General features: G+C 60.9%; 19 protein-coding genes and 1 pseudogene. 11 read left to right on the top strand and 9 right to left on the bottom strand.

Translation table 11 applies throughout. The annotated features are described in order from the left end of the window. The 3 genes from AWB68_RS35025 to AWB68_RS35035 form a co-directional block, all read right to left on the bottom strand. Positions 1-739 (bottom strand): SDR family NAD(P)-dependent oxidoreductase (locus AWB68_RS35025; protein WP_125483144.1); only part of this gene is annotated, 739 nt, incomplete at its 3' end. 4 nt (positions 740-743) lie between these two features. Beyond that, positions 744-1,568, bottom strand: coding sequence for an SMP-30/gluconolactonase/LRE family protein (locus AWB68_RS35030; protein ID WP_087648849.1), 825 nt, complete (start codon positions 1,566-1,568; stop codon positions 744-746). Positions 1,569-1,704: 136 nt separating this feature from the next. Continuing rightward, a complete protein-coding gene (locus AWB68_RS35035; protein WP_087648850.1) occupies positions 1,705-1,995 on the bottom strand; it encodes a putative quinol monooxygenase in 291 nt (96 codons plus the stop codon). Positions 1,996-2,348: 353 nt separating this feature from the next. On the opposite strand from AWB68_RS35035, the gene AWB68_RS35040 reads away from it, so the two are divergent. From AWB68_RS35040 to AWB68_RS35075, 8 genes are all read left to right on the top strand, one after another. After that, positions 2,349-3,992 (top strand): GMC family oxidoreductase, encoded by a 1,644-nt coding sequence (locus tag AWB68_RS35040; protein ID WP_087648851.1) that lies wholly within the window; start codon positions 2,349-2,351, stop codon positions 3,990-3,992. A gap of 27 nt (positions 3,993-4,019) precedes the next feature. Then, complete coding sequence (locus AWB68_RS35045) at positions 4,020-5,498, top strand: NAD-dependent succinate-semialdehyde dehydrogenase (protein WP_087648852.1); 1,479 nt, start codon at positions 4,020-4,022, stop codon at positions 5,496-5,498. A 78-nt stretch (positions 5,499-5,576) separates the two neighbouring features. Beyond that, positions 5,577-6,542, top strand: coding sequence for a sugar ABC transporter substrate-binding protein (locus tag AWB68_RS35050; protein WP_087648853.1), 966 nt, complete (start codon positions 5,577-5,579; stop codon positions 6,540-6,542). A 68-nt stretch (positions 6,543-6,610) separates the two neighbouring features. Continuing rightward, entirely contained in the window at positions 6,611-7,579 is a 969-nt protein-coding gene (locus tag AWB68_RS35055; RefSeq protein WP_087648854.1) for a sugar ABC transporter substrate-binding protein, read from the top strand. A 38-nt stretch (positions 7,580-7,617) separates the two neighbouring features. After that, positions 7,618-9,168, top strand: coding sequence for a sugar ABC transporter ATP-binding protein (locus tag AWB68_RS35060; RefSeq protein ID WP_087648855.1), 1,551 nt, complete (start codon positions 7,618-7,620; stop codon positions 9,166-9,168). 2 nt (positions 9,169-9,170) lie between these two features. After that, positions 9,171-10,409 carry an ABC transporter permease subunit gene (locus AWB68_RS35065; RefSeq protein ID WP_235028661.1) on the top strand — a complete coding sequence of 413 codons (1,239 nt, stop codon included), beginning with the start codon at positions 9,171-9,173 and terminating at the stop codon, positions 10,407-10,409. 48 nt (positions 10,410-10,457) lie between these two features. Then, the gene (locus AWB68_RS35070) at positions 10,458-10,661 is read left to right on the top strand and encodes a hypothetical protein (RefSeq protein ID WP_087648856.1); all 204 of its coding nucleotides are present in this window, start codon (positions 10,458-10,460) and stop codon (positions 10,659-10,661) included. 52 nt (positions 10,662-10,713) lie between these two features. Next, positions 10,714-12,039, top strand: coding sequence for an MFS transporter (locus AWB68_RS35075; protein ID WP_087648857.1), 1,326 nt, complete (start codon positions 10,714-10,716; stop codon positions 12,037-12,039). 2 nt (positions 12,040-12,041) lie between these two features. Here AWB68_RS35075 and AWB68_RS35080 read toward each other — a convergent pair whose 3' ends face one another. Together AWB68_RS35080 and AWB68_RS35085 are read right to left on the bottom strand one after the other, a co-directional pair. Continuing rightward, on the bottom strand, positions 12,042-12,923 hold the full coding sequence (locus tag AWB68_RS35080; RefSeq protein ID WP_087648858.1) for an amidohydrolase family protein: 882 nt from the start codon (positions 12,921-12,923) through the stop codon (positions 12,042-12,044). A gap of 42 nt (positions 12,924-12,965) precedes the next feature. After that, positions 12,966-13,904, bottom strand: coding sequence for a LysR family transcriptional regulator (locus AWB68_RS35085; protein WP_327383912.1), 939 nt, complete (start codon positions 13,902-13,904; stop codon positions 12,966-12,968). Positions 13,905-14,009: 105 nt separating this feature from the next. On the opposite strand from AWB68_RS35085, the gene AWB68_RS35090 reads away from it, so the two are divergent. Together AWB68_RS35090 and AWB68_RS35095 are read left to right on the top strand one after the other, a co-directional pair. Next, a complete protein-coding gene (locus tag AWB68_RS35090; RefSeq protein WP_087648860.1) occupies positions 14,010-15,434 on the top strand; it encodes an MmgE/PrpD family protein in 1,425 nt (474 codons plus the stop codon). 64 nt (positions 15,435-15,498) lie between these two features. Beyond that, positions 15,499-16,233 carry an SDR family NAD(P)-dependent oxidoreductase gene (locus tag AWB68_RS35095; protein WP_235028662.1) on the top strand — a complete coding sequence of 245 codons (735 nt, stop codon included), beginning with the start codon at positions 15,499-15,501 and terminating at the stop codon, positions 16,231-16,233. A 462-nt stretch (positions 16,234-16,695) separates the two neighbouring features. Here AWB68_RS35095 and AWB68_RS35100 read toward each other — a convergent pair whose 3' ends face one another. From AWB68_RS35100 to AWB68_RS49940, 3 genes are all read right to left on the bottom strand, one after another. Beyond that, entirely contained in the window at positions 16,696-16,956 is a 261-nt protein-coding gene (locus AWB68_RS35100) for a hypothetical protein (RefSeq protein ID WP_087648862.1), read from the bottom strand. Positions 16,957-17,213: 257 nt separating this feature from the next. Continuing rightward, positions 17,214-17,561 carry a cyclophilin-like fold protein gene (locus AWB68_RS35105; RefSeq protein WP_087648863.1) on the bottom strand — a complete coding sequence of 116 codons (348 nt, stop codon included), beginning with the start codon at positions 17,559-17,561 and terminating at the stop codon, positions 17,214-17,216. Between the two features lie 163 nt (positions 17,562-17,724). Next, on the bottom strand, positions 17,725-18,519 hold the full coding sequence (locus AWB68_RS49940; protein ID WP_235028663.1) for an aldo/keto reductase: 795 nt from the start codon (positions 18,517-18,519) through the stop codon (positions 17,725-17,727). Between the two features lie 556 nt (positions 18,520-19,075). Here AWB68_RS49940 and AWB68_RS49945 point away from each other — a divergent pair. Further along, a pseudogene (locus tag AWB68_RS49945) lies at positions 19,076-19,266 on the top strand (LysR family transcriptional regulator); the annotation flags it as partial. An 88-nt stretch (positions 19,267-19,354) separates the two neighbouring features. Here AWB68_RS49945 and AWB68_RS35125 read toward each other — a convergent pair. Next, a partial coding sequence (locus AWB68_RS35125; RefSeq protein ID WP_143281994.1) for a carboxymuconolactone decarboxylase family protein occupies positions 19,355-19,861 on the bottom strand: 507 nt, incomplete at its 5' end.

The following is a 19,861-nucleotide window of genomic DNA, read 5'->3' on the forward strand; positions in this document are numbered from 1 at the left end:
CGCATTGCTTGCCCGTCTTGATCGGTGTCCGTGCTGCGGGAGGAAAACTGAATGGTTGATAACACAGTAGTACTAGGCGGCCAATCGGCTCTTGCGCGATCATCCGCTTGCGGTTCTCTTCGGTGCCTTGCGTGAAGCGGCCAATCATCGGCGTATCGATGATGCCCGGACACACGGCGTTGATGCGCACGCCATCTTTCCCGTACTCGAGCGCTGCCGACTTCGTGAGACCGATGACGCCATGCTTGGACGCACAGTAAGCGCCTTGACCACGGATGCCAACCACGCCCGCGCCAGACGATGTATTTACAATCGAACCGCCGCCGTTTTTGAGCATGATCGGGATCTGGTACTTCATGCAGTAAAAGACGCCGCCGAGATTCACGCGCAGGATGCGTTCGAACGCTTCGTCGGGAATCTCGGTCGTGTAGGCGAGCGCTTGCTCAATGCCTGCGTTATTGAACGCGAAGTCGAGCCGGCCGAATTTATCGATGGTCGCCGCAAGCGCGGCCTGCACGTCGTCGGGCTTCGAGACATCGCATTTCACCGCGAGCGCGCGGCCGCCTTCCGCTTCGACCATCCGCACAGTCGCCTGTGCGCCTTCTTCCGAGAGATCGACCACGACGACATCCGCGCCTTCCTGCGCGAAAGCGAGCGCCGTTGCCTGCCCGATGCCGTTCGCCGCGCCGGTCACAAAAGCCACTTTCCCTTCATAGTTCCACTTGCGATGAGTCGTCATTGCTTCATATCTCCGTTTTGAATATGGCGCTGCGCGGCTGTCGCGCTTGCAGTTGTTCATCCGTTCCAAGGTACACGCAGCAATAGAGCGTATTGCCCCCTCTGCCGCCTAGCGTGCACGACACGGCGTTGCCCTTGAACCGTATGCGGTCCGTGATTTCGCCGCCTTCGAGTACACGAACGAACTCGCCGGTGTTATAGCAGCCCGCCCAGATGGCGCCGTGCTTGTCCGCACAGATTCCATCGGGCTGCCTGCCCTTGAGGTCCGCGAAGAGACGCCTATTAAATAAGTTGCCGTCATTCGCTCTGTCATACGCGGTCAGCTTGCCGCACCACGTCTCGGCGACCACAAGCGTGCGTCCGCCGTTCATGATCACGACTCCGTTGGGAAATTCCAGTCCCTCCGCTGCGATGCGAATGGAGCCGTCAGGCTCGACGGCGTGCATATCGGTCAGTCGTATCGGCGCTCTGCCGAAAAGGTCATAGCCGAAATTCCCGACATAAACGCGGCCGGTATCATCGACGACGAGATCATTGAGGTCACCACTCGCTATATCGCTCAGGTCCGCGTAAACCGAAAGGGCGCCGTTCGACACCCTCATCAGTTTCCTTTGCGCGCACGACACGACGATGGGCGTCTTGTCCGGCAGAAAGCCGATTCCGGCCGGGCGTCCCGGTACATCACAGACGACGCTGCGCGTACCGTCTTCAGCGACGACATAAAGCCTGGAATCGAAAACATCCGAGACCCAAAGGCGATTGTCAAACCAGCGTGGCGCCTCCAGGAAGACGAAGCCGTCGGCCACGAGCGTCGCCTGATGCTCTTTCATGGATATGCTCTTGTAATAGGAATGAGGCAGTGGGGTGTCTCCTTCCGAATCAGGTTATTGCTTCGTCGCCTGCCAGGTCCAGTTCGTTTTTGTTCGCTCGACGGTAAGCAAGGCTGAACGCCCACCGTAGAACCGGTTATTTCCCTTTCTTCAGCACATGAATCTTGTTGCTCTCGACCCAGCCTTCAGCCTTCGTTAGGTAAGCCTTGACGTGCGGCGAAATGCAATGCGCGTTGAAAGTCTCCAAGCTTTCCCATCGTTCGATAAAGACGAAGCAGCGCGGCTCCTGCATGTCGCGGTACATCTCGTACTGAAGCACACCGTCTTCTTCGTGAACGGGCGCGAGCAAGCCTTCGAGCGCGTCGGCCAACTTCTCCTCGCAGCCCGGCTTTGCAAAAGAGATGGCAATCGCGGATACCTCGGACATGGTGTTCTCCTGTCGACATGGAAAAAGGAAATGCGAGGATATACGCGAGCTTCGCCGAACAAAAGCGCACTCGCCATAGGTCAGGGCGAATCGCGACATGCCGCAGGCAATCAGACGAGGCCGCGGACTAGGTGTTTCCCTTAAGAAGCGCGGGCTTTGAATCATCCGCCGCCCTAATGCCGACCGGCGAAAGGCGCTGTGAAGGGCGTCTGCGGACGGTCTGCATGCTTCCCGAAAGTCAGTTCAGCAATGCTTACCCTCAACGCCAGAAAAACCGACTAGACCTAACCGTGGACGGGAAATAACCTTCATCAAACAGCAGCACCCACTTCTGAACCAGCAGTTTGGACGGCATGGAAATCTACGACTACATCATCATCGGAGCGGGCTCGGCGGGCTGCGCGCTTGCACGTGGCCTGAGCGATAACCCGGAGAACAAGGTCTTGCTTCTCGAAGCCGGGCCTCCCGCCGACAGGTTCTGGGTGAACACACCGGCCGGCATGGCGAAGCTGTACTTCCATAAAGAGCTCAACTGGAATTACCACACCGATTCGATGCCGGCGCTTTACAACCGAAAGATGTATTGGCCGCGCGGTAAGACACTGGGGGGCTCGAGTTCCATCAACGGAATGATCTTTATTCGTGGACATCGTAACGACTTCGACAGTTGGCGCGACCTGGGAAATCCGGGGTGGGGCTACGACGATCTCCTGACGTACTTCAAACAGATGGAGCACAACGAGCGCGGCGCGAACGACTATCGCGGCGCAGGCGGACCGCTGTGGGTCAGCGATCCCGTAATGAAGGTCCGCAGCTCACATGATTTTATCGAGGCCACGGCGCGTTTGGGCGTTCCTCCCACGGAGGACTTCAACGGTGCAGTGCACGACGGCGTCGGCTTCATGCAGCACACCATTCGCGGAGGACGACGCTACTCCGCCTATACGGCGTTCGTGGAACCCGTGCGTCACCGGCGCAACCTGACGGTGCTGACCGAGGCCGCTGTGCAACGTATCGTGCTGAAGGGAAATGTGGCGACGGGTGTCGAAGTTGTTGTTAAGGGAGAGCGTAGAACGTTCGATGCAGCGAAGGAAGTGATTCTGTCGGCCGGATCGCTCAACTCGCCGCAGATACTCATGCTATCGGGCATCGGGCCGGACGAAGAGTTGCAAAGACACGGCATCAAAATGCTCGTGAACCTACCGGGCGTGGGGCTCAATCTGCAAGACCACTTTTATGTGCATGGAAGCTATCGCTCGACGCCGGATAGTTCCTACAACCTCGAATTGGGCGGCTTCCGGAAGTATCTCGAAGGCGCACGCTATCTGCTGACGCGCAAAGGCTATCTGGCGCTCGGCTCCTCGCAAGTCGGCGCCTTCGTGAAGAGCCGTCCCGAAGAAGCGTATGCGGACTTGCAGATCAGCTTCCGGCCGATGACCTTTACCTACCATCCTGGCGGCCAGTGCGAAGTGGATCGTCAGCCAGGCATGGGCGTATCGGTGTACCTGCTGCGTCCGCGCGCCACTGGGACCGTGACATTGCGCTCTTCGAAGCCTGACGATCCCGCCGTGTTCAAGCCCAACTTCCTGAGCAACGACGACGACAACAGGGCGATGATCGCGGGCGTGAAGATGATTCGTCGAATCATGTCGACGGCGCCGATCGCATCGCGCGTCATCGAAGAAGAGATTCCCGGTCCGATGGTCGAGACGGACGAGCAGATTCTTCAATGGATGGCGATGACCGGCAACTCCGCACACCATCAGGCGGGCACCTGCAAGATGGGCCGCGACCGCCTCGCTGTCGTGGATGAGCGCCTGCGCGTGAGAGGGGTCGAGCGCTTGCGGGTGGCGGATGCATCGATCATGCCGCATCTCACATCGGGTAACACCAACGCGCCGTCCATCATGATCGGCGTGAAGGCGGCCGACATGATTGCGAAGGACGCTTCATCTCGTCGAGACATTCGCGAGATCGAGAGAGTGTCCGCGGTCTGAACCAGCTAAGCAAAAGGAATTTCTTCAATGTCAACCGCAAGTCTTCAAAGCGATCAAAGCAAGGTGCAAACTCAGTATCCGCGCGTCGGCCTGTTCATCGATGGCGAGTGGATCTACGACCGCGAAACAGCGGTCGAAGTAAGAAACCCGGCTACGGAAGAAGTACTGGGACAGGTGCCGAAGGCGACAGGCGACGATCTCTCTCGTGCCCTGGACGCAGCCGCACGCGGATTCTCAATCTGGCGCGACACACCGCCCCAGCAGCGCGTCAAGATCATCCAGAAAGCAGCGGCTTTGATGCGCGGGCGGCTCGAGCTCATCGCCACGACGATCACGCTGGAAAACGGCAAGCTCTACTCCGATGCCTACGCGGAAGCCGACCGTTCGATGAACTTCTTCGAATGGAATGCGGCGCAGTCACTACGCGACTACGGGTTGATCGTGCCCGGCGAACCGCAGATGCAGAAGTTCATCTTGCGGCAGCCGATCGGACCGGTGGCCGCATTCACGCCGTGGAACGTACCGATCAGTTCGGCCGCCCGCAAAGTCAGTGCCGCTTTGTCGGCGGGGTGCTCAGTCATTCTGAAGGCGGCCGAAGAAACGCCCGCTACCGCATGTCTCGTGGTGAAGGCCTTCGAAGAGGCGGGGTTGCCGCCTGGCGTGCTGAATCTCGTGTTCGGCAATCCGGCGGAAATATCGTCGGCCCTCATTGCTTCGCCTGTCATTCGGCTCGTCACGTTTACGGGGTCGGTGCAGGTCGGCAAGCACCTCACGCAACTCGCCGCGGCGGCTATGAAGCCCGTCTTGATGGAACTCGGCGGTCACGCTCCGGTACTGGTCTGCGAGGGTGTGAATGGCGCGGCAGTCGGACGGCTCGCGGCGCGCGGCAAGACAAACGCGAGCGGACAGATCTGCGCGTCGCCATCACGGTTCATCGTTCACAGCAGCGTGTATGACGACTTCGTCGCCGCTTTCGCCGATGCGGTGAAGGATGTCCGCGTCGGCGACGGCTTCAGCAAGACCGCGCAGATGGGGCCGGTGGCAAGCGCACGGCGGCTGGCGGCCATGCAATCTCTCGTGGCGGACGCCCGGCAACGCGGTGCGCGCGTGGCTGCCGGAGGCGAGCGTATTGGCGATCGCGGCTACTTTTTCGCGCCGACCGTTCTTGCCGACGTCCCGAACGACGCGGACGCGATGACGATAGAGCCCTTCGGCCCGCTCGCTGCTTGCGTGCGCGTCGACGATCTCAGCGAGGCCGTTGCGCTTGCCAACAGCCTCTCGGTCGGACTGGCCGCGTATGCCTTTACCAACTCATTGGAGGACGCGGAGCGTATCGGTCGCGAACTGGAGTGCGGGGTCCTCTCCATCAACCATTTCGGCACGCCGGACGCCGATACGCCTTTTGGCGGTGTCAAGGACAGCGGCATCGGGCGTGAAGGCGGCCCATCGACGCTCGACGCCTATATGGTCACGAAGACAGTGCTGCAAAAGACAGAGCGCATGTAAGAAAAAGCTCCATACAAGAAGACCCGTTCAGAAACGAGCGCAAACGTTGGACCAAATAAAACATATTGGAGACAAACGATGGGCACGTTTCAGAGGCGTCTTTTGAGCGCAGGCGCGGCGAGCCTGTTGCTAGCCGCTGGTGTTGCAGGCGCGAAGCAAGTCACGGTTGGGTATGTCGCTGCGGGATTGCAGTATCCGTTCAATGTGGCTGTCGCGAAGGGTTTCGAAGAGGCGGCCAAGGCAGCGGGCGCCAAGGCCATTATCCTCGACCCGAAGACCAGCGTCGAAAAACAAGGCAACGCGATCGACGACCTGATCTCGCAGAAGGTCGACGGCATCGCTTTTCTGCCGCTGGATGGCGTCGTCGCGCAAAGCTGGGCGGACCGCGTAGCGGCGCACGACATTCCGCTCGTCTCGGTGGCGACCGAACTGGGCGATCCGCAGAAGCGCTCCATCCACGACGTCTATCCGAAGCTCGCCGCGCTGGTGGCGAGCGACGAGGTGCATACGGGCTATAACGCGGGGGAGATTGCGGCAAAGCTGCTGCCGAAGGGACGCGTCGCGAACATCGCGATCGTGGAAGGCGCGCCGGGTTATCCGCAGGTTTGGCAGCGCACGAAAGGCTTCAAGGATGCGTTGGACAAGGCAGGAGCCAAGTACCGCATTGTCGCGTCCCAGCCGACCGACTGGACCGCCGAAAAGGGCGAAGCCGTCTGTCAGAACATCCTGACCGCTCACCCCGATGTCGATCTCTTTTACAACCAGGCCGATGACATGGTCGTTGGCTGTGCACGCGCTGTACACGCGGCCGGTTCCAATGCAAAGCTCGTCGGCTGGGGCGGCTCTCGCTTGGGCATTGCGGCGATCAAGGCGGGTGCGGTGGATGGCACCGTCTGCGTCCAGCCGGAGCAGATGGGCCAGCAGGCGTTCAAGGCGCTTTACGCCGCCGTGACGAATCCCGGCGCGCCGAAAGGCAAGTTCATCGAAATCCCTACGCCCGGCGTCACTAAAGAGAACGTGTCCAGTTGCGTGCCTCAGTGGTAAGCCCCGCCCACAACGCGATCCAAGTAACGAAAGCAGCAAGACTACATAACAAACCGACGGAGACACACATGAAGAATCAATTCAGAAAAGTGGGCGTGATTTGTCTGGCGAGCGCGTTGGCGTTCATGGCGGACGTCGCTCTGGCGAAGGACATCACGTTTGGCTACGTTGCTGCGGGCATGCAGTACCCGTTCAACGTTGCGGCGGCAAAAGGCTTCGAAGCGGCGGCGAAGGCGGCCGGCGTCAAGACGATCGTCCTGGATGCGAAAACCAGTGTCGAGCGCCAGGGGAATTCGATCGATGACCTCATCGCGCAAAAGGTCGATGGCATCGCCGTCCTGCCGATCGACGCCGTGGTCGCGCAGGCGTGGGTCGATCGGGCCGCGTCCCACAACATACCGATCGTGGCCGTGGCGACGCAGGTCGGTGATCCGCAGAAGCATCCTGTGAAGGATGTTTATCCGAAGCTGACCGCGCTGGTCGCGAGCGACGAAGTGCATGCCGGATACAACGCCGGGCAAATCGCCGTGACGCTGCTCCCGAAGGGGCGCACCGCGAATATCGCAATCGTCGAGGGTGCGCCCGGTTATCCGACCGTATGGCAGACCACTCAGGGTTTCAAGGAAGCGCTCGACAAGGCGGGGATCAAGTATCGCATCGTCGCCTCGCAGCCTACCGACTGGACGCCCGAGAAAGGCGAGTCGGTCTGCCAGAACATGCTGACGGCGCACCCGGACATCGATTTGTTCTTCAATCAGGCCGACGACATGGTAATCGGCTGCGCTCGCGCGGTCCATTCCGCAGGCTCGCACGCCAAGCTCATCGGGCGCGGTGGATCGCGTCTTGGCATCAATGCGATCAAGGTCGGCGACGTCGATGGGACCGTCTGCATCCAGCCCGGAAAAATGGGGCAACTCGCGTTCAAAGCGCTGTACGCAGCGGTGACGAACCCCGGTGCGCCGAAGGCACAGTTCGTCGATGTCGACACGCCTCAGGTCACCAAGGCGAGCCTCGCGCAATGCGTGCCCGAGTGGTAAGCACGAGCGACGACACCGACGTGGCAGGAGAGAGACAAATGGCAAACGAAGTCCCGCTGTTGCAGCTTGAGGGTGTGACGAAGACATTCCCGAACGGGTTGACCGCGCTTCGCGGAGTCAATCTGGAAGTGTCGCGCGGCACGGTGCACGGGTTGCTGGGCGCAAACGGCGCCGGCAAATCGACGCTCATCAAGATTCTCTCCGGCTCGCTTGCAGCCACCGGCGGACGAATCGTCTGGAAGGGCGCCGCGGTCGAATATTCGAGTCCGAAAGGCGCGAACGACATGGGTATTGCGACTATCCACCAGCACATTCCGCTCGTGCCGACGCTCTCGGTGCTCGAGAACGTGTTCCTGGGCGAAGAGGGCCGGTGGCGACGAAACACGAAGATACGGCAGCGGTTCTCGGAATTGTGCGAGCGCGTCGGATACTGGCTTGAACCGGACGGTCTGGTAAGCGATTTGTCCATCGGGCAGCGCCAGATGGTCGCGATTTTGCAAGCGCTTGGCACGGGCGCCGAAATGATCGTGATGGACGAGCCGACGGCGTCCCTTGCCGCGAGCGAACGCGAGGTGGTTTACCGCATCGTGCGGCACCTTTCCAGAGTCGAGAAGAAGGCGATCGTGTTCGTCTCGCATTTTCTCGATGAAGTGATAGCGCTCACGGACCGCGTGACGATTCTGAGAGATGGGCAGGCGGTGGTGGACGCGCAGACGTGTGATCTCGACGAATCGCGTATCGCTGAAGCCATCGTCGGCCGGCAGATCGTCGCGCTCGAACAGGCGACGCCGCGGCCCGTCGACGCGGCGGCCCCTGTGCTGCTGGAACTGAAGGGCCTCGCGTCTCGCGGCAAGCTCGAACCGCTCTCCTTGAGCGTCAGGGCGGGCGAAGTCGTGGGCATTGCCGGGCTCCTCGGCTCGGGTCGTAGCGAGCTGCTGCATGCGATCTTCGGCGCGGACCCGGACGCCACGGGAGAAGTGCGCGTTGAAGGCCGGCTGCTCGGCCAGTCGACGGCGGCCGCAGTGAAGGCGGGTCTGGCTCTCGTGCCTGAGGACCGTATGGCGCAGGGTCTCGTGCCCGGCTTCGAAATTTGGCGCAACACGACGCTTCCCGCGCTCGATGGCGTATCGCGCGGAGGCTGGTTGCCGGACCGAACGCGAGAGCAGCAGCGAGGCGCAGAGGCCATCCGGCGTTTGTCGATCAAGGCGAATTCGCCGGACATTCTCGTGACCGAACTGAGCGGTGGGAACGCGCAGAAAGTGACCATCGCGAAGTGGCTGTTCAGCGATGTGAAGGTATTCCTGCTGGACGAGCCGACCGCCGGGATCGACATCGGTGCGAAGACCGACATCCTGTTGCTCGTGCGAGAACTGGCGGCCGCGGGAAAGGCAGTGATCGTCGTATCGTCGGAGTTCGAGGAAATTCTGGCGGTGAGCAGTCGAGTCCTGGTCATGCGTGATGGCCGCTGCATCGCCGAGCGCCTAGGCCACGAAACGTCCGAGCACGAACTGATTCTGCTGTCAGGCGGCACGAGTGCAAACTCGGCGAGCACGCCACATGCAGCCGCGCAATCTTCAAAGAGTGAGTAATGATGAACCTGACGACTTCCACCCATTCCGGCCCGTCTCACGGCGGCAACGGTTCTTCGGGCGGCCCAACCGAGGGCGTGACCGCGACGACGCAGACACAGGCGACGGACTGGCGGCGCTTACTCGGTCTGCGCGAGATGGGCGTCTACTATGCCCTCATCTTGCTGGTGTTGGTCATCTCTGCCGTCACGGTTTATACCGGCAGGCCCAGCTACCTCAGCGTGGCGAATATCTCCAACGTTCTTTATCAGGCGTCGCTGGTTGCGATCATCGCGGTTGCAATGACGGTGATTCTGATCACCGGCAACTTCGATCTTTCGGTCGCTTCGGTGGCCGCGCTTTCGGCCGCAGTGGTCGTCGGGCTCGCGGATACCGTCGGGTTCTGGCCGGCTGCGCTCATCGCGATGCTTGTGTCGGTTTTGGCCGGCCTGTTGAATGGCGCGATCGTCCAGTATCTCGGCATTAACGCGTTCATCGTGACGCTGGGCACATTGACCGCGATTCGCGGAGTGGTCCAGATCTATACCGATGGCCGCTCGTTATCCGTGGACACGCCCGACGCGTTGCAGGCCATGCGGCTCTTTGAATCGGGCCGTCTGCCGATAGCCGTTCCGCTTATCGTCATCGGCGCGACGCTGCTGTTGGCGGGATGCTATTTCCTGGTTCGCGCGCGCCGCGAATCGCGCAATGTCCCGGTGACGTCGTTCGGCATGCTGGCAGCCGGAGTCTGCTGCCTCGCTCTCGTCGGGGCCGGCGGGATGTCGCTCGCCATGCCGAAGCCCGTCGTGTACATGGCTGTTTTCACGTTGATCGTCTGGTTCGTTCTGAGCATGACGAACGTTGGCCGGCGGGTCTACGCAGTAGGCGGCAATCCCGAGGCGGCCCGCTTATCGGGCATCAACGTGAAGCGGTACAAGATGGCAGGATTCATTCTCTGTAGCGCGGCGGCCGGCTTCGGCGGAATCCTATTCGGTAGCCGTCTGGGCGCAGTCAATCCGACTGCGATGCAAGGAGCGGAATTGACTGTCATCGCTTCGGCGATTCTTGGCGGCACATCACTGTTTGGCGGCGCAGGCTCCGTCATCAAAACGCTTGCGGGCGCGCTGCTGCTCTTCACCCTGACAAACGGATTCAACATACTGAATTTGGGCGCGAACTATCAGGGCGTCATTGAGGGAACGGTGGTCGTGACGGCAGCGGCCATCTATACGGTCGGCGGTACGCGGCGTCGCAAGCGGTAAGCCGTGTCTGCACACGTTGCGGATTGCACGTCGGGTCAGGAGCCGTTGATGCTGACCAATCGCTTTATCGGCCCCGCTGCGCTAACGGCGGGCGACCGGGAAATCATTTCGCAGGGGCTGACCGCGCTCTTGCGGGAACGGTCGATAGCCTACGAGATCGCGGTACAAATCGCGATTTCTCGCGGGCTCGACCGGCCTGACGTGCGCGATTTCGGCCTGCCCGACATACTCCGTCTTAGTCGGACGATTTAACAAAACCATTGTTGAGCGCGTTTGCTGACACAAGCGCAGGTGGAGGAGAAACATGACAAAACAAAGCTCGATCCGGACGCTCTCGGCCGGTTCAATCGGCAACTTCGGCGAAATCTACGACTTCGCCGTGTTCGGGTTCTCCGTTCCGATTCTGTCGGCTCATTTCTTCCCCGGCAGCGATCGCACCGCCGCGCTACTCAGTACGTTCGCCGTCTATGCCGTTGCATTCTTCGCACGGCCGCTAGGCGGACTGTTGTTCGGCGTCATGGCGGACAAAGTAGGCCGCGTGAAAGTCATGGCAATGACTGTCTGGTTGATGGCGCTCGGCACCGCCGTGATTGGGCTTTTGCCGACGTATGCGAGCATCGGCATTGCAGCGCCCGCGCTGCTCGTCTTTTGCCGCATCGCTCAAGGTCTCGCGCTCGGTGGCGAGACGACGGGCACGACCAGCTTCATCCTCGAATCGGCGCCGGATTACCACAGAGGCGGCTGGATTGGCCTGACCTTGATCTTCTCGCATCTGCCGAACGCGTTGGTGGCGGGACTCTTGATCGGCCTTCAGTTCGCCGCCGGCGCGAGCGCGTATGCCGATTGGGTCTGGCGCGTTCCGTTCCTGGCAGGCGGGCTTATCGGCATTGTCGGCTTCTGGCTGCGGCGCAATCTCGACGAACCGGACGAATACAAACAGGCGACTCGCAGAACCGATTCGAAGAATCCTCTTCGCACCGCGATCCGCACAGGCGGCCTCAGGGGTATGCTGAATGTGGCGATGATTCAGCCCATACAGACCGTCGGATCCTACTTGCTGCTGGGATTCATGTACACGTTCCTGGTTCGGGTGGCGAAGCTCGACCCGACATCGGCGCTCATCACGAACGCGGCGGCCATCGTCGTACTGTCGTTCATGATTCCGCTCGGCGGCGTATTAAGCGACCGGCTCGGGCGCAAGCCCGTCCTGTCCTTCGGCGCGGCGTGGGTCGCTTTCGCGGCTTACCCCGGCGTGTATCTTGCCGCGACCGGCACGATTACCGGCGCGCTTGTCGGTCAGCTGCTGCTGGCAGTGGGAGTCGGGCTGTATGGAGGCGCCTGCTTCGTTGCTGCGCCCGAATTCTTCCCGACTGCCTTTCGAGCCACCGGCCACGCGATCTCCTATCAAGCCGCGGTGGCGGTTTTCGGCGGAACGACGCCGTTCATTGGAACACTGCTCGTTCAGGCGTTCGGCTCGCCGCTCGCGCCCGCTTATTACGTGGCGTTGATCGCTGTCGCTTGTCTCATCCTCGTTCAGTTCGTGCCGGAGACGAGAGGCGTGAGTTTGCGCACCGCGGCCAGCGCGACGCCAAGCGAGGGCGCTTCGCGCGTCGCACATGAACTGAGATAAGGTCAGGCCGGTTCATCCAGACGATATGTCTCGATGGCATTCTCGCGAAAGATCTTGCGCCGGTCAGCGTGCGACAGGTGCAGCGTGGCGCGGTCGACGATATCGACCCATTGCCCGTAGCTTGCCGCGAGTTCGAGCACTGGCCAGTCCCCGCCGAAAAGCACGCGATCCACGCCGAAGCAGTCGATCGTGTGACTGATGAGCGGTAGCACCTGATCCCCGGTCCATGTCGCATGATCCGCCTGCGTCAACAAGCCGGAGATCTTGCAGACGACGTTAGGCAGCAACGATAGCTCCCGCAGAGACTCGCGCCATGAATCGAGGCGATTCTCCTTCACCTCGGGCTTGCCCATATGGTCCAGCACAAACGACACCGAAGGGCATCGTCTCACCATCTCGATCGTATGTTCGAACTGACGTGGATCGATGCAGATATCGAAGGAAAGGTTGTATTTCGGCAATAGATTGACGGCTTCCAGAAAGTCGCGCTGCAAGACGACGGCCGAGTCGGGCATGTTCTGGATGAGACGTCGTATCCCCCGAACCGCGCGCAGGCGCGAGAGACGCGCCATCTCGGGCTCGATGGACAAGCCTTCTTCCATCGGCAGGCAAGCGATACACGCCATGATGCGTCGGTCATCGATGGCCGCCGAGGCGATCCATTCCGCTTCATCGAGATATTGCAGCATGTCTACATCGGCTTCGACGAAGACGAAGCCTTGGACTTGATAGGGCTTCGAAGCGCTTGCGAGGTCGTCGGCAGTCCAGTCGCGGTCGAGCTTTGTGGCGCCGGTCGCCCACGACGAGCCGCCCGACCACGAATAGCCGAAGCGTTTTCGGTCGAGCAGATGGATATGCGAATCGATGATCGGGAAGTCGATCATTGTAAATAGTCCCTTGAATAGTGCACGAACGTGGACGCGCCCTCACAAGCCGAGGTGATCCTTTCCCGAGAGCCACGCAATCAGATGTTCACGGAAGCCCTCGGCCGCAGGAGACACCTCGCGAGTCGAGGAGTGGTAAAGGCAGACTTGGCGCATGACTTCAGGTTGGATGATCGGGCGCATCACGAGGCCGAAGCGCCGCCCGAGCAGCCCGACGTAAGCGGGCGCGATCACGAGCCCGAGTCCCTCGGCCGCCATGCCGAAAGCCGTGCTGATGTTCTCGACGATCTCGACCGGCGTAATCCGGTCATTCGCATGGTACTCGCCATGCGTGAGCGAGATCGTGCGCTCATAGTCTCGCCCGGCGACGACTAGCGGATAGTGCCTCAATTCGGCCCATGAAATCTCCTTGCGTTCGACCAACGGATGCCCGGCGGCAAACCACAAGACCCACGCGCTTTTGAAGAGGTCGAGCCGCGCGACACCATCGCTTACCGTCTGGTCCGGGCCGACGGCCAGGTCCACTGCGGCGCTGCTGACGCTATCGACAAGATTCTCCACCGAGGTGTCCCGTATACGCACGAGCACCTTAGGTTGGGATCCTGCGTAAGCCTTGACCGCTGCTGGCAAAATCGTGCTCGCCAGAATAAGCGGCGCGGCCACACGAACAATGCCGGCCGCACGATTACGAATGTCGTCCGCCGCTGCCTGTGCGAGTTCCATATGCGCGAGCACGCATCGAGCCGAGCGATGAAACTCGCGGCCAGCGGGAGACAAGGCAACGCTGCGGGTTGTGCGATCGAAAAGCCGGAAGCCAATCGAGGACTCCAGTTCGCCGACGAGCTGACTAACGGCGGATGCCGACAGATTAAGACGCTCTCCGGCTTTGGCGAAGCTCTTGACATCGGCAACCGTTACGAACGCAGAGAGTTGTCGTGGCGTGAATCGAGGAAGTGACATGGACCGCGCGATGCATCGCATTATTAAGTGTTTCTTAAGAATACCTCACGATTCATCGCTTGTTCATCGGTGTATCTCCTAGCAAACTGATGCTCAGTCAATTTGCGGAATCGAGAGAGCCATCACATGAACGCGCATAACCCTTCTGAACACGCTGATTCGCAATCCATCACGCCTGCCGGCGACCTTTGCCATGTCTTCTCCAACCACGTTGCAGATACCCGGTTCGAAGACCTGTCGCAAGAAGCCGTCGAAGCGGCCAAGAAATCCATTCTCGACATCATCGGTGTAACGCTCGCCGGCAGTGGCATGGAGCCCGCGGTACGCGGCGTGGCCGACGTTATCTTGGATGCAGGCGGGCGACCGGAAGCTTCCGTTCTCGGGTTCGGCGGTAAAGCGCCGGCGCAGTCGGCCGCGTTTGCTAACGGCGTCATGGCGCACTGCCTCGATTTCGACGATCAGACGCCCTGGGGCGCGCACCCCGACAGCTCCGTCGTTCCGGCTGTGCTTGCACTCGCCGAACGCAAAGGACGGGTCTCGGGGCGTGATCTGATCACAAGCGTCGCGCTGGGACAAGACCTGTTCGTGCGTCTGCGCTGCAACGTTCAATGGCGACAGGACTGGAACCTCTCGTCTGTCGTCGGCGCATTCTCGGCCGCTGCGGCGGCGGCCTACGTCCAGGGGATGAGCCGCGAGCAAATTGCGCATACGCTCGGCATTGCGAGCATGCAGTCGAGCGGGACGATGCAGGTCATCTTTGGCATCGGCAGCGATCTTCGCGGAATGTACGCCGGGTTCACGGCACAGGGCGCTGTGATGTCGGTGCTGCTGGCACAGAAGAGCATTACGGGAATCGCGGAGCTATTCGAGGGAAAGGCGGGCATCTTCAACGTCTACTTCGGCGGAAAGTACGACCGGGAAAAGATGGTCGACGGTTTGGGCAAGGAGTATCTCGGGGCCTCGATGTTGTACAAGGCGTGGCCGGCCGTCGGGAACGTGCACACATACATTCACGCCACCATCGAGTTAATGAAAGAGCATCAACTGAAGGCGAGCGACATCGAGCAAATTAAGGTCTTCGTCGGAGACTTCCATCAGCGCATGTGTTATCCGCTGGAGCTGCGACGCGCGCCCGCGACGCTCGTGGACGCGAAGTTCAGCCTTCCATTCTGCGTCGCGCTTGCAGCGGCGCGCGGACAGATCCATATCGCTGATTTCAGCGCGGCAGCGTTGCGCGACCCCGAGGTGCTTGCAATCGCTCAGAAGGTCGTTCCGGTAGAAGACAGCAGCCTCGACTGGAAAGTGAAGATCCCGGACGGTCGCATGGAGATCGTGACCCGCGATGGGCGTCAGTTGGTGCGCGTCGGCGACAACGTGCCGGGAAGCCCCAAAGCACCGATGTCATGGGACGCGCTCGCCACTAAATTTCGCGATTGCGCTTCGGTTGCGGCGAGGCCGCTTGCGGTGGAGCGAATCGAGGAAGCAATCAACCTCGTGCGCAACCTTGAGTCGCTAGAGGATTCGACGATGCTGTTCAACGCAGTCATCTAATCGCAGGCTCATACATCAACAGGGAGACAGCGGCATGAAGCGATTTGAACGTAAGGCGGTGGTCGTGACGGGCGCTGCCAGCGGCATTGGAGCGGCGTGCGTTCGCCGGTTGTGGGAAGAGGGCGCGTCGGTGGCGCTGGCGGATCAAGATCAGAGCGGAATCGACAAGCTCGTCACCGAGTTGCACGACGACGTTCGCATCTTTGGCGGAAAGCTCGATGTGTCGGACGCGGAACAGGTCCAGCGGTTCATCGCCGAGGCGCAGCAGAACCTCGGGAAGTTGCACGGTCTGATCAATTGCGCTGGCATCAAGGGTGTTGGCAACGTGCTGGATTGCGAGTCCGAGAACTGGAAGAATGTGATGTCGGTGAACCTCGACGGCACTTTCCTCATGTGCCAGGCATTTGCACGCGCGGTTCAACATGACGAGACGTCACGCGCCATCGTGAACATTTCGTCCGGGGCGGGAATCATGGGTGTGCCGAACCGGCTGCCCTACGTGGCTTCGAAGTTCGCTGTCTCAGGTATCACGCGCACGATGGGCGCAGAGCTTGGGCCTTACGGTATTCGAGTAAACGCCATCGCCCCTGGCATGATCCGCACGCCTTTTACGGCCTACATGTTCGACGATCCGGAGAAGGCCAAGCGTATCCGGGCCGCTCACGCGATAGGTCGCGAAGGTCAGCCCGAGGAAATTGCAGCGGTTGCCGCGTTTCTGTTGTCCGATGACGCAAGTTTTATGACGGGCGCGATTGTCTCCGTCGATGGCGGTCAGACGGCGTGCATCCCGTCCATATGATGGTTCATTCCAGTCAGTCCTCAAATAGCAGCTTCGCAGTGTACGCGACGCTGCCTGCTTCGGAGTACTCACCCTCGCCATATCCTCGCAAGCGCAGTAGGTGGTCGTCTAGGAAGCTGCCGACAGGTCGATCTCGTGCGGCGACGCTTACTTCGCGACACGCCGTTTTGATCTGCGCAGCCGGAGACGCGAAAGTGGTTCCCACCATTTGAGCGAAGCGAACCCCATCCCTAACTCAACGTTTGAGCGAAACATGAACCACGCTTTTGACAATGCCCCAGCTTCATTTGGTGAGGTGCTCGAGAAGAACTTGCCAGCTTCGCTCCACATTGGCGGCAAATTTGAAAATTCGTCGTACTCGAAGTTGCTAACAGGACCGATTAGCAACATCGCGAGCAATGTTCCGGAGCGCTCAGATGCGAGCTCCGCCGCAATCCTAGGTTACAACTAATTCAGGATCCACTAATGCACTGATGCATTGAATCGCGTCGTGGGCGCAGGCGCAGTGCTGAGCGCGTGCTGCTGATGGAGGACGGCTCCGTCCGGCTCGTCCTTCCCGGCGATCACGTAGGAGATGCCCAGGCGCCTGAGCAGGGCCTTGTAGGCGTTGCTCGCCCTCTCGGTCAGCACCGACACCACGTGCGGCCGAAGACCGCCGTGCCAGCCCAAGCGCCCGGCGGGGTCGAGTGCGACGAAGTACATCGGCGCATGCGGCTCGGCCACGAAGTCGCCCTCGGGAACCGCGTCCGCCGACCCGTTTAGACCTGGCTTGCGGTATTACGTAAAGTTGTCGTCGGTCGAGACACGGCCATTCAGGTAGCCCCGGATGTTCAGGACTTGCTGATCGGCATGCAGCGCCAATTGTTCGTACTGAAGCTCCGCCGAATCGAACTCGGGAGCTTCATGTTGTGGATTCTTCCGTCCAGCGACGTCAGCGTATGGATGATGACGTAGGATCTTTTCAAGGGAGTCACCTGCATCTAGTTCTTGGAGAATTCGATTCGCACGCTGCCGCTGCCGCTGCCGAGCGCCTGGGCCAGGCCAGCGGGGTCGTCCACGCGGCCGAGGCGGGTGTACGAGTAGGACGAGTTGTAAGTCAGGTAGAAGACGACCAGGGTCCTCGACCCGTACAGCATGAGATCGCCACTGCGTATCGTGCCGGGCCGGTTGGCGTTCGTGGGCAGAGATTTTGGCAGCTCGGCGTGCTTCTCGTTGCTGTTGAGGTCGGCCATGTCGATCGAGAGCGGCAGCATCGCGGCGAACGCGCGGGCGGCTTCGGTATCGGCCAGGGTGATGGCGAAGCGACGTTCGCCGATGGTCATCCACATGCGAGATTCCTCTGGTTGGACAGTGGCCGCCGAACTGGCGGCGATGGCGGTGGTGGGCGAGCCTGACGCGCCAGGCTGGGCCGCGTCACATGCTCCGAGTACGAGCAGGCCGCAAAGTAGGCCAAGCCCGCGCAAAGCCCGCAGGCCGCGTGCATGGCGGTTCTTAAAGGCCGGGAGGCGTTGGATATTGCGAAAGACGCTGAGGCTCGTGGTCATGGGTTCCTCTTAGTGTGGTACGCGGCTCAGGCCGCCTGCCGGACTTGCGAACGGGAGGTGAGGAAGGCGAGAAAAGCCGCAAACAGCAGCACCGCAGCACTTGCCATGAAGGTGCTTTGTAGCCTGTCGAATCGAACAGTAGGCCACCCATGGCCGAGCCCAGTGCGATGGCCAACTGGATCACCGCTACCATCAGGCCGCCGCCGGCCTCGGCGTTGTGCGGCATGACTTCGGCGAACCAGCTCCACCAGCCGACTGGCGCGGCAGTCGCCATCAGGCCCCACAAGCCCACCGGGACCACGACCGCGGCAACCCAGCCCCGAATGGGATCAATGCCACGGCGATGACCGCCATCAGGCCACGGCACGAAGCCGATTCCCAGTTCTTCGCAGGGCCTGCAGCACGCCGTTGCGCTCCACGCTGCACTCCACGATCCGGCGTGGGGAAGGCGGATGGTGCGCGCGCTGGGCTCCGAGCGGCCGAAGTGCAGCACCTTGCTCTGCTGGATGAGATCCTTGAAGGTGCCGGCCGCGTCCTCGATCGGCATGGTCAGGTCAACGCGCTGCTGGTAGTACAGGTCGATGCGGTCGCTCTTCAGGCGCTTGAGCGACTCCGCGACCACGCGGCGGATGCGCTCAGGGCGGCTGTCCAGGCCATTCGTGCCGTCGATCTTGAAGCCGAGCTTGGTGGCGATGGCGATGTGGTTGCGGACCAGGGCCTCGCCGACGAGTTCCTCGTTCACGTAGGTCCATAGACCTCGGCGGTGTCGAAGAAGGTGATGCGCGCTCATAGGCGTCGCGGACCACGCGGATGCTCGTCGCACGGTCCATGCCCTGGGCCGAAGTGGCCGAGGCGGTTGCTCATGCAGCCGAAGCCGAGTTCAGAAACGGTGAGAGCCCCCAGCTTGCGGGTCCTCATCATGTAGGCCTGACCGCTGTTGCCGCCGCGTTGCGTGGTTTGCGCCACAGCGGAAGTAGCCAAAGAGGCTGCACCGATTGGCAGTGCTGCGCCAGCTGCGGCGATGCCGGCGGCCTTCAGAAAAGTGCGCCGGTGGGCAGCCAGCCTAGACTCTCCCACGGTTTTCACGATCGTTGATGTTCTGCGTGCTCATGTTCGATACCTTTCAAGTTGGAGAATTCGTCACTAAAGCTTGGCGGGGCAGCGGTCGCAATGGTCATCGGCATTGACTTTTCATGCCATGAGTGTTGGCGCACGGAAGTCAACTTGACTAGTTAACGAATGCTTAAAAGGGCTATAAGACTAGCTAATCAGTAATCCATGGGAGGCTGCATCATGGGCGGATCACCTGCGGCGAACATGTCCTTCAGACTACTTTGCTACCCAAGCTCACTCCGTTGCTGCTCGAATACCCCGACATTAAGGTCGAGTTCGACATCAACTACGGATTCGGGACATCGTGGCCGACCGCTTCGACGCAGGCGTGCCTCTGGGCGACACCATCGACAAGGGCATGATCGCGTTGCCGATCGCGCGTGTGGCACCCTCGCTAGGCTCAAAGCGGCGTCAACCGAGTCATGCCGGGACGGCAAAGCTCGGCCACATCAAGAAGTGGGTTGCTACTTCCCGGCAGGACGGGTTGCGAGATGCCGAGCCAGAGCCTCGCGTGTTCGTTTTGCCGCATCCGCATCCACACGCTCGGCCAGCACCTGGGCGAGTTGGCGCAACTGATTGGCGGTGAGGCCTACGTTCATGCTGATGCCCATGTGTGACTGCAACTGGGACTCGGCGCCCGGCAGTGCCGACAGCATGCCCACCGTGGCCAACTCACGGCTTTGCCAATCGAGGTTGTCGCGCTCGAAGATGTCGCCGAACAGATGCGTCTTGAGGTATTCGTTGATGGCCGGGGCGAAATCGAACAGCGGACCCTTGACAGGCGCGCCCACCAGCTTGGTCTGGTTGGCCGTTCCGGCGGCTAGCAGCGCATCGCCCTTCGGGATGGGGCGGCTAGGCGCATGGCCCGGCGCATCCTGGATGCCCCGCTGCTTGGTAAGCGGTAGTTTCAGCACGTCGAATGTAGAATCGTTTGCAATCGATGGGCGAATGTAGCCGCATCGCGGCGGTCG

Origin of the sequence: Caballeronia choica, from assembly GCF_001544535.1 — a bacterium.
GTDB classification, from domain to species: Bacteria; Pseudomonadota; Gammaproteobacteria; order Burkholderiales; family Burkholderiaceae; genus Caballeronia; species Caballeronia choica.

Bases quoted from the DNA above. Each gene is read 5' to 3' on its own strand.
- AWB68_RS35030 (WP_087648849.1), bottom strand. From the start codon at position 1,568: ATGAAAGAGCATCAGGCGACGCTCGTGGCCGACGGCTTCGTCTTCCTG.
- AWB68_RS35035 (WP_087648850.1), bottom strand. From the start codon at position 1,995: ATGTCCGAGGTATCCGCGATTGCCATCTCTTTTGCAAAGCCGGGCTGC.
- AWB68_RS35040 (WP_087648851.1), top strand. From the start codon at position 2,349: ATGGAAATCTACGACTACATCATCATCGGAGCGGGCTCGGCGGGCTGC.
- AWB68_RS35045 (WP_087648852.1), top strand. From the start codon at position 4,020: ATGTCAACCGCAAGTCTTCAAAGCGATCAAAGCAAGGTGCAAACTCAG.
- AWB68_RS35050 (WP_087648853.1), top strand. From the start codon at position 5,577: ATGGGCACGTTTCAGAGGCGTCTTTTGAGCGCAGGCGCGGCGAGCCTG.
- AWB68_RS35055 (WP_087648854.1), top strand. From the start codon at position 6,611: ATGAAGAATCAATTCAGAAAAGTGGGCGTGATTTGTCTGGCGAGCGCG.
- AWB68_RS35060 (WP_087648855.1), top strand. From the start codon at position 7,618: ATGGCAAACGAAGTCCCGCTGTTGCAGCTTGAGGGTGTGACGAAGACA.
- AWB68_RS35065 (WP_235028661.1), top strand. From the start codon at position 9,171: ATGAACCTGACGACTTCCACCCATTCCGGCCCGTCTCACGGCGGCAAC.
- AWB68_RS35070 (WP_087648856.1), top strand. From the start codon at position 10,458: ATGCTGACCAATCGCTTTATCGGCCCCGCTGCGCTAACGGCGGGCGAC.
- AWB68_RS35075 (WP_087648857.1), top strand. From the start codon at position 10,714: ATGACAAAACAAAGCTCGATCCGGACGCTCTCGGCCGGTTCAATCGGC.
- AWB68_RS35080 (WP_087648858.1), bottom strand. From the start codon at position 12,923: ATGATCGACTTCCCGATCATCGATTCGCATATCCATCTGCTCGACCGA.
- AWB68_RS35085 (WP_327383912.1), bottom strand. From the start codon at position 13,904: ATGCGATGCATCGCGCGGTCCATGTCACTTCCTCGATTCACGCCACGA.
- AWB68_RS35090 (WP_087648860.1), top strand. From the start codon at position 14,010: ATGAACGCGCATAACCCTTCTGAACACGCTGATTCGCAATCCATCACG.
- AWB68_RS35105 (WP_087648863.1), bottom strand. From the start codon at position 17,561: ATGTGGATGACCATCGGCGAACGTCGCTTCGCCATCACCCTGGCCGAT.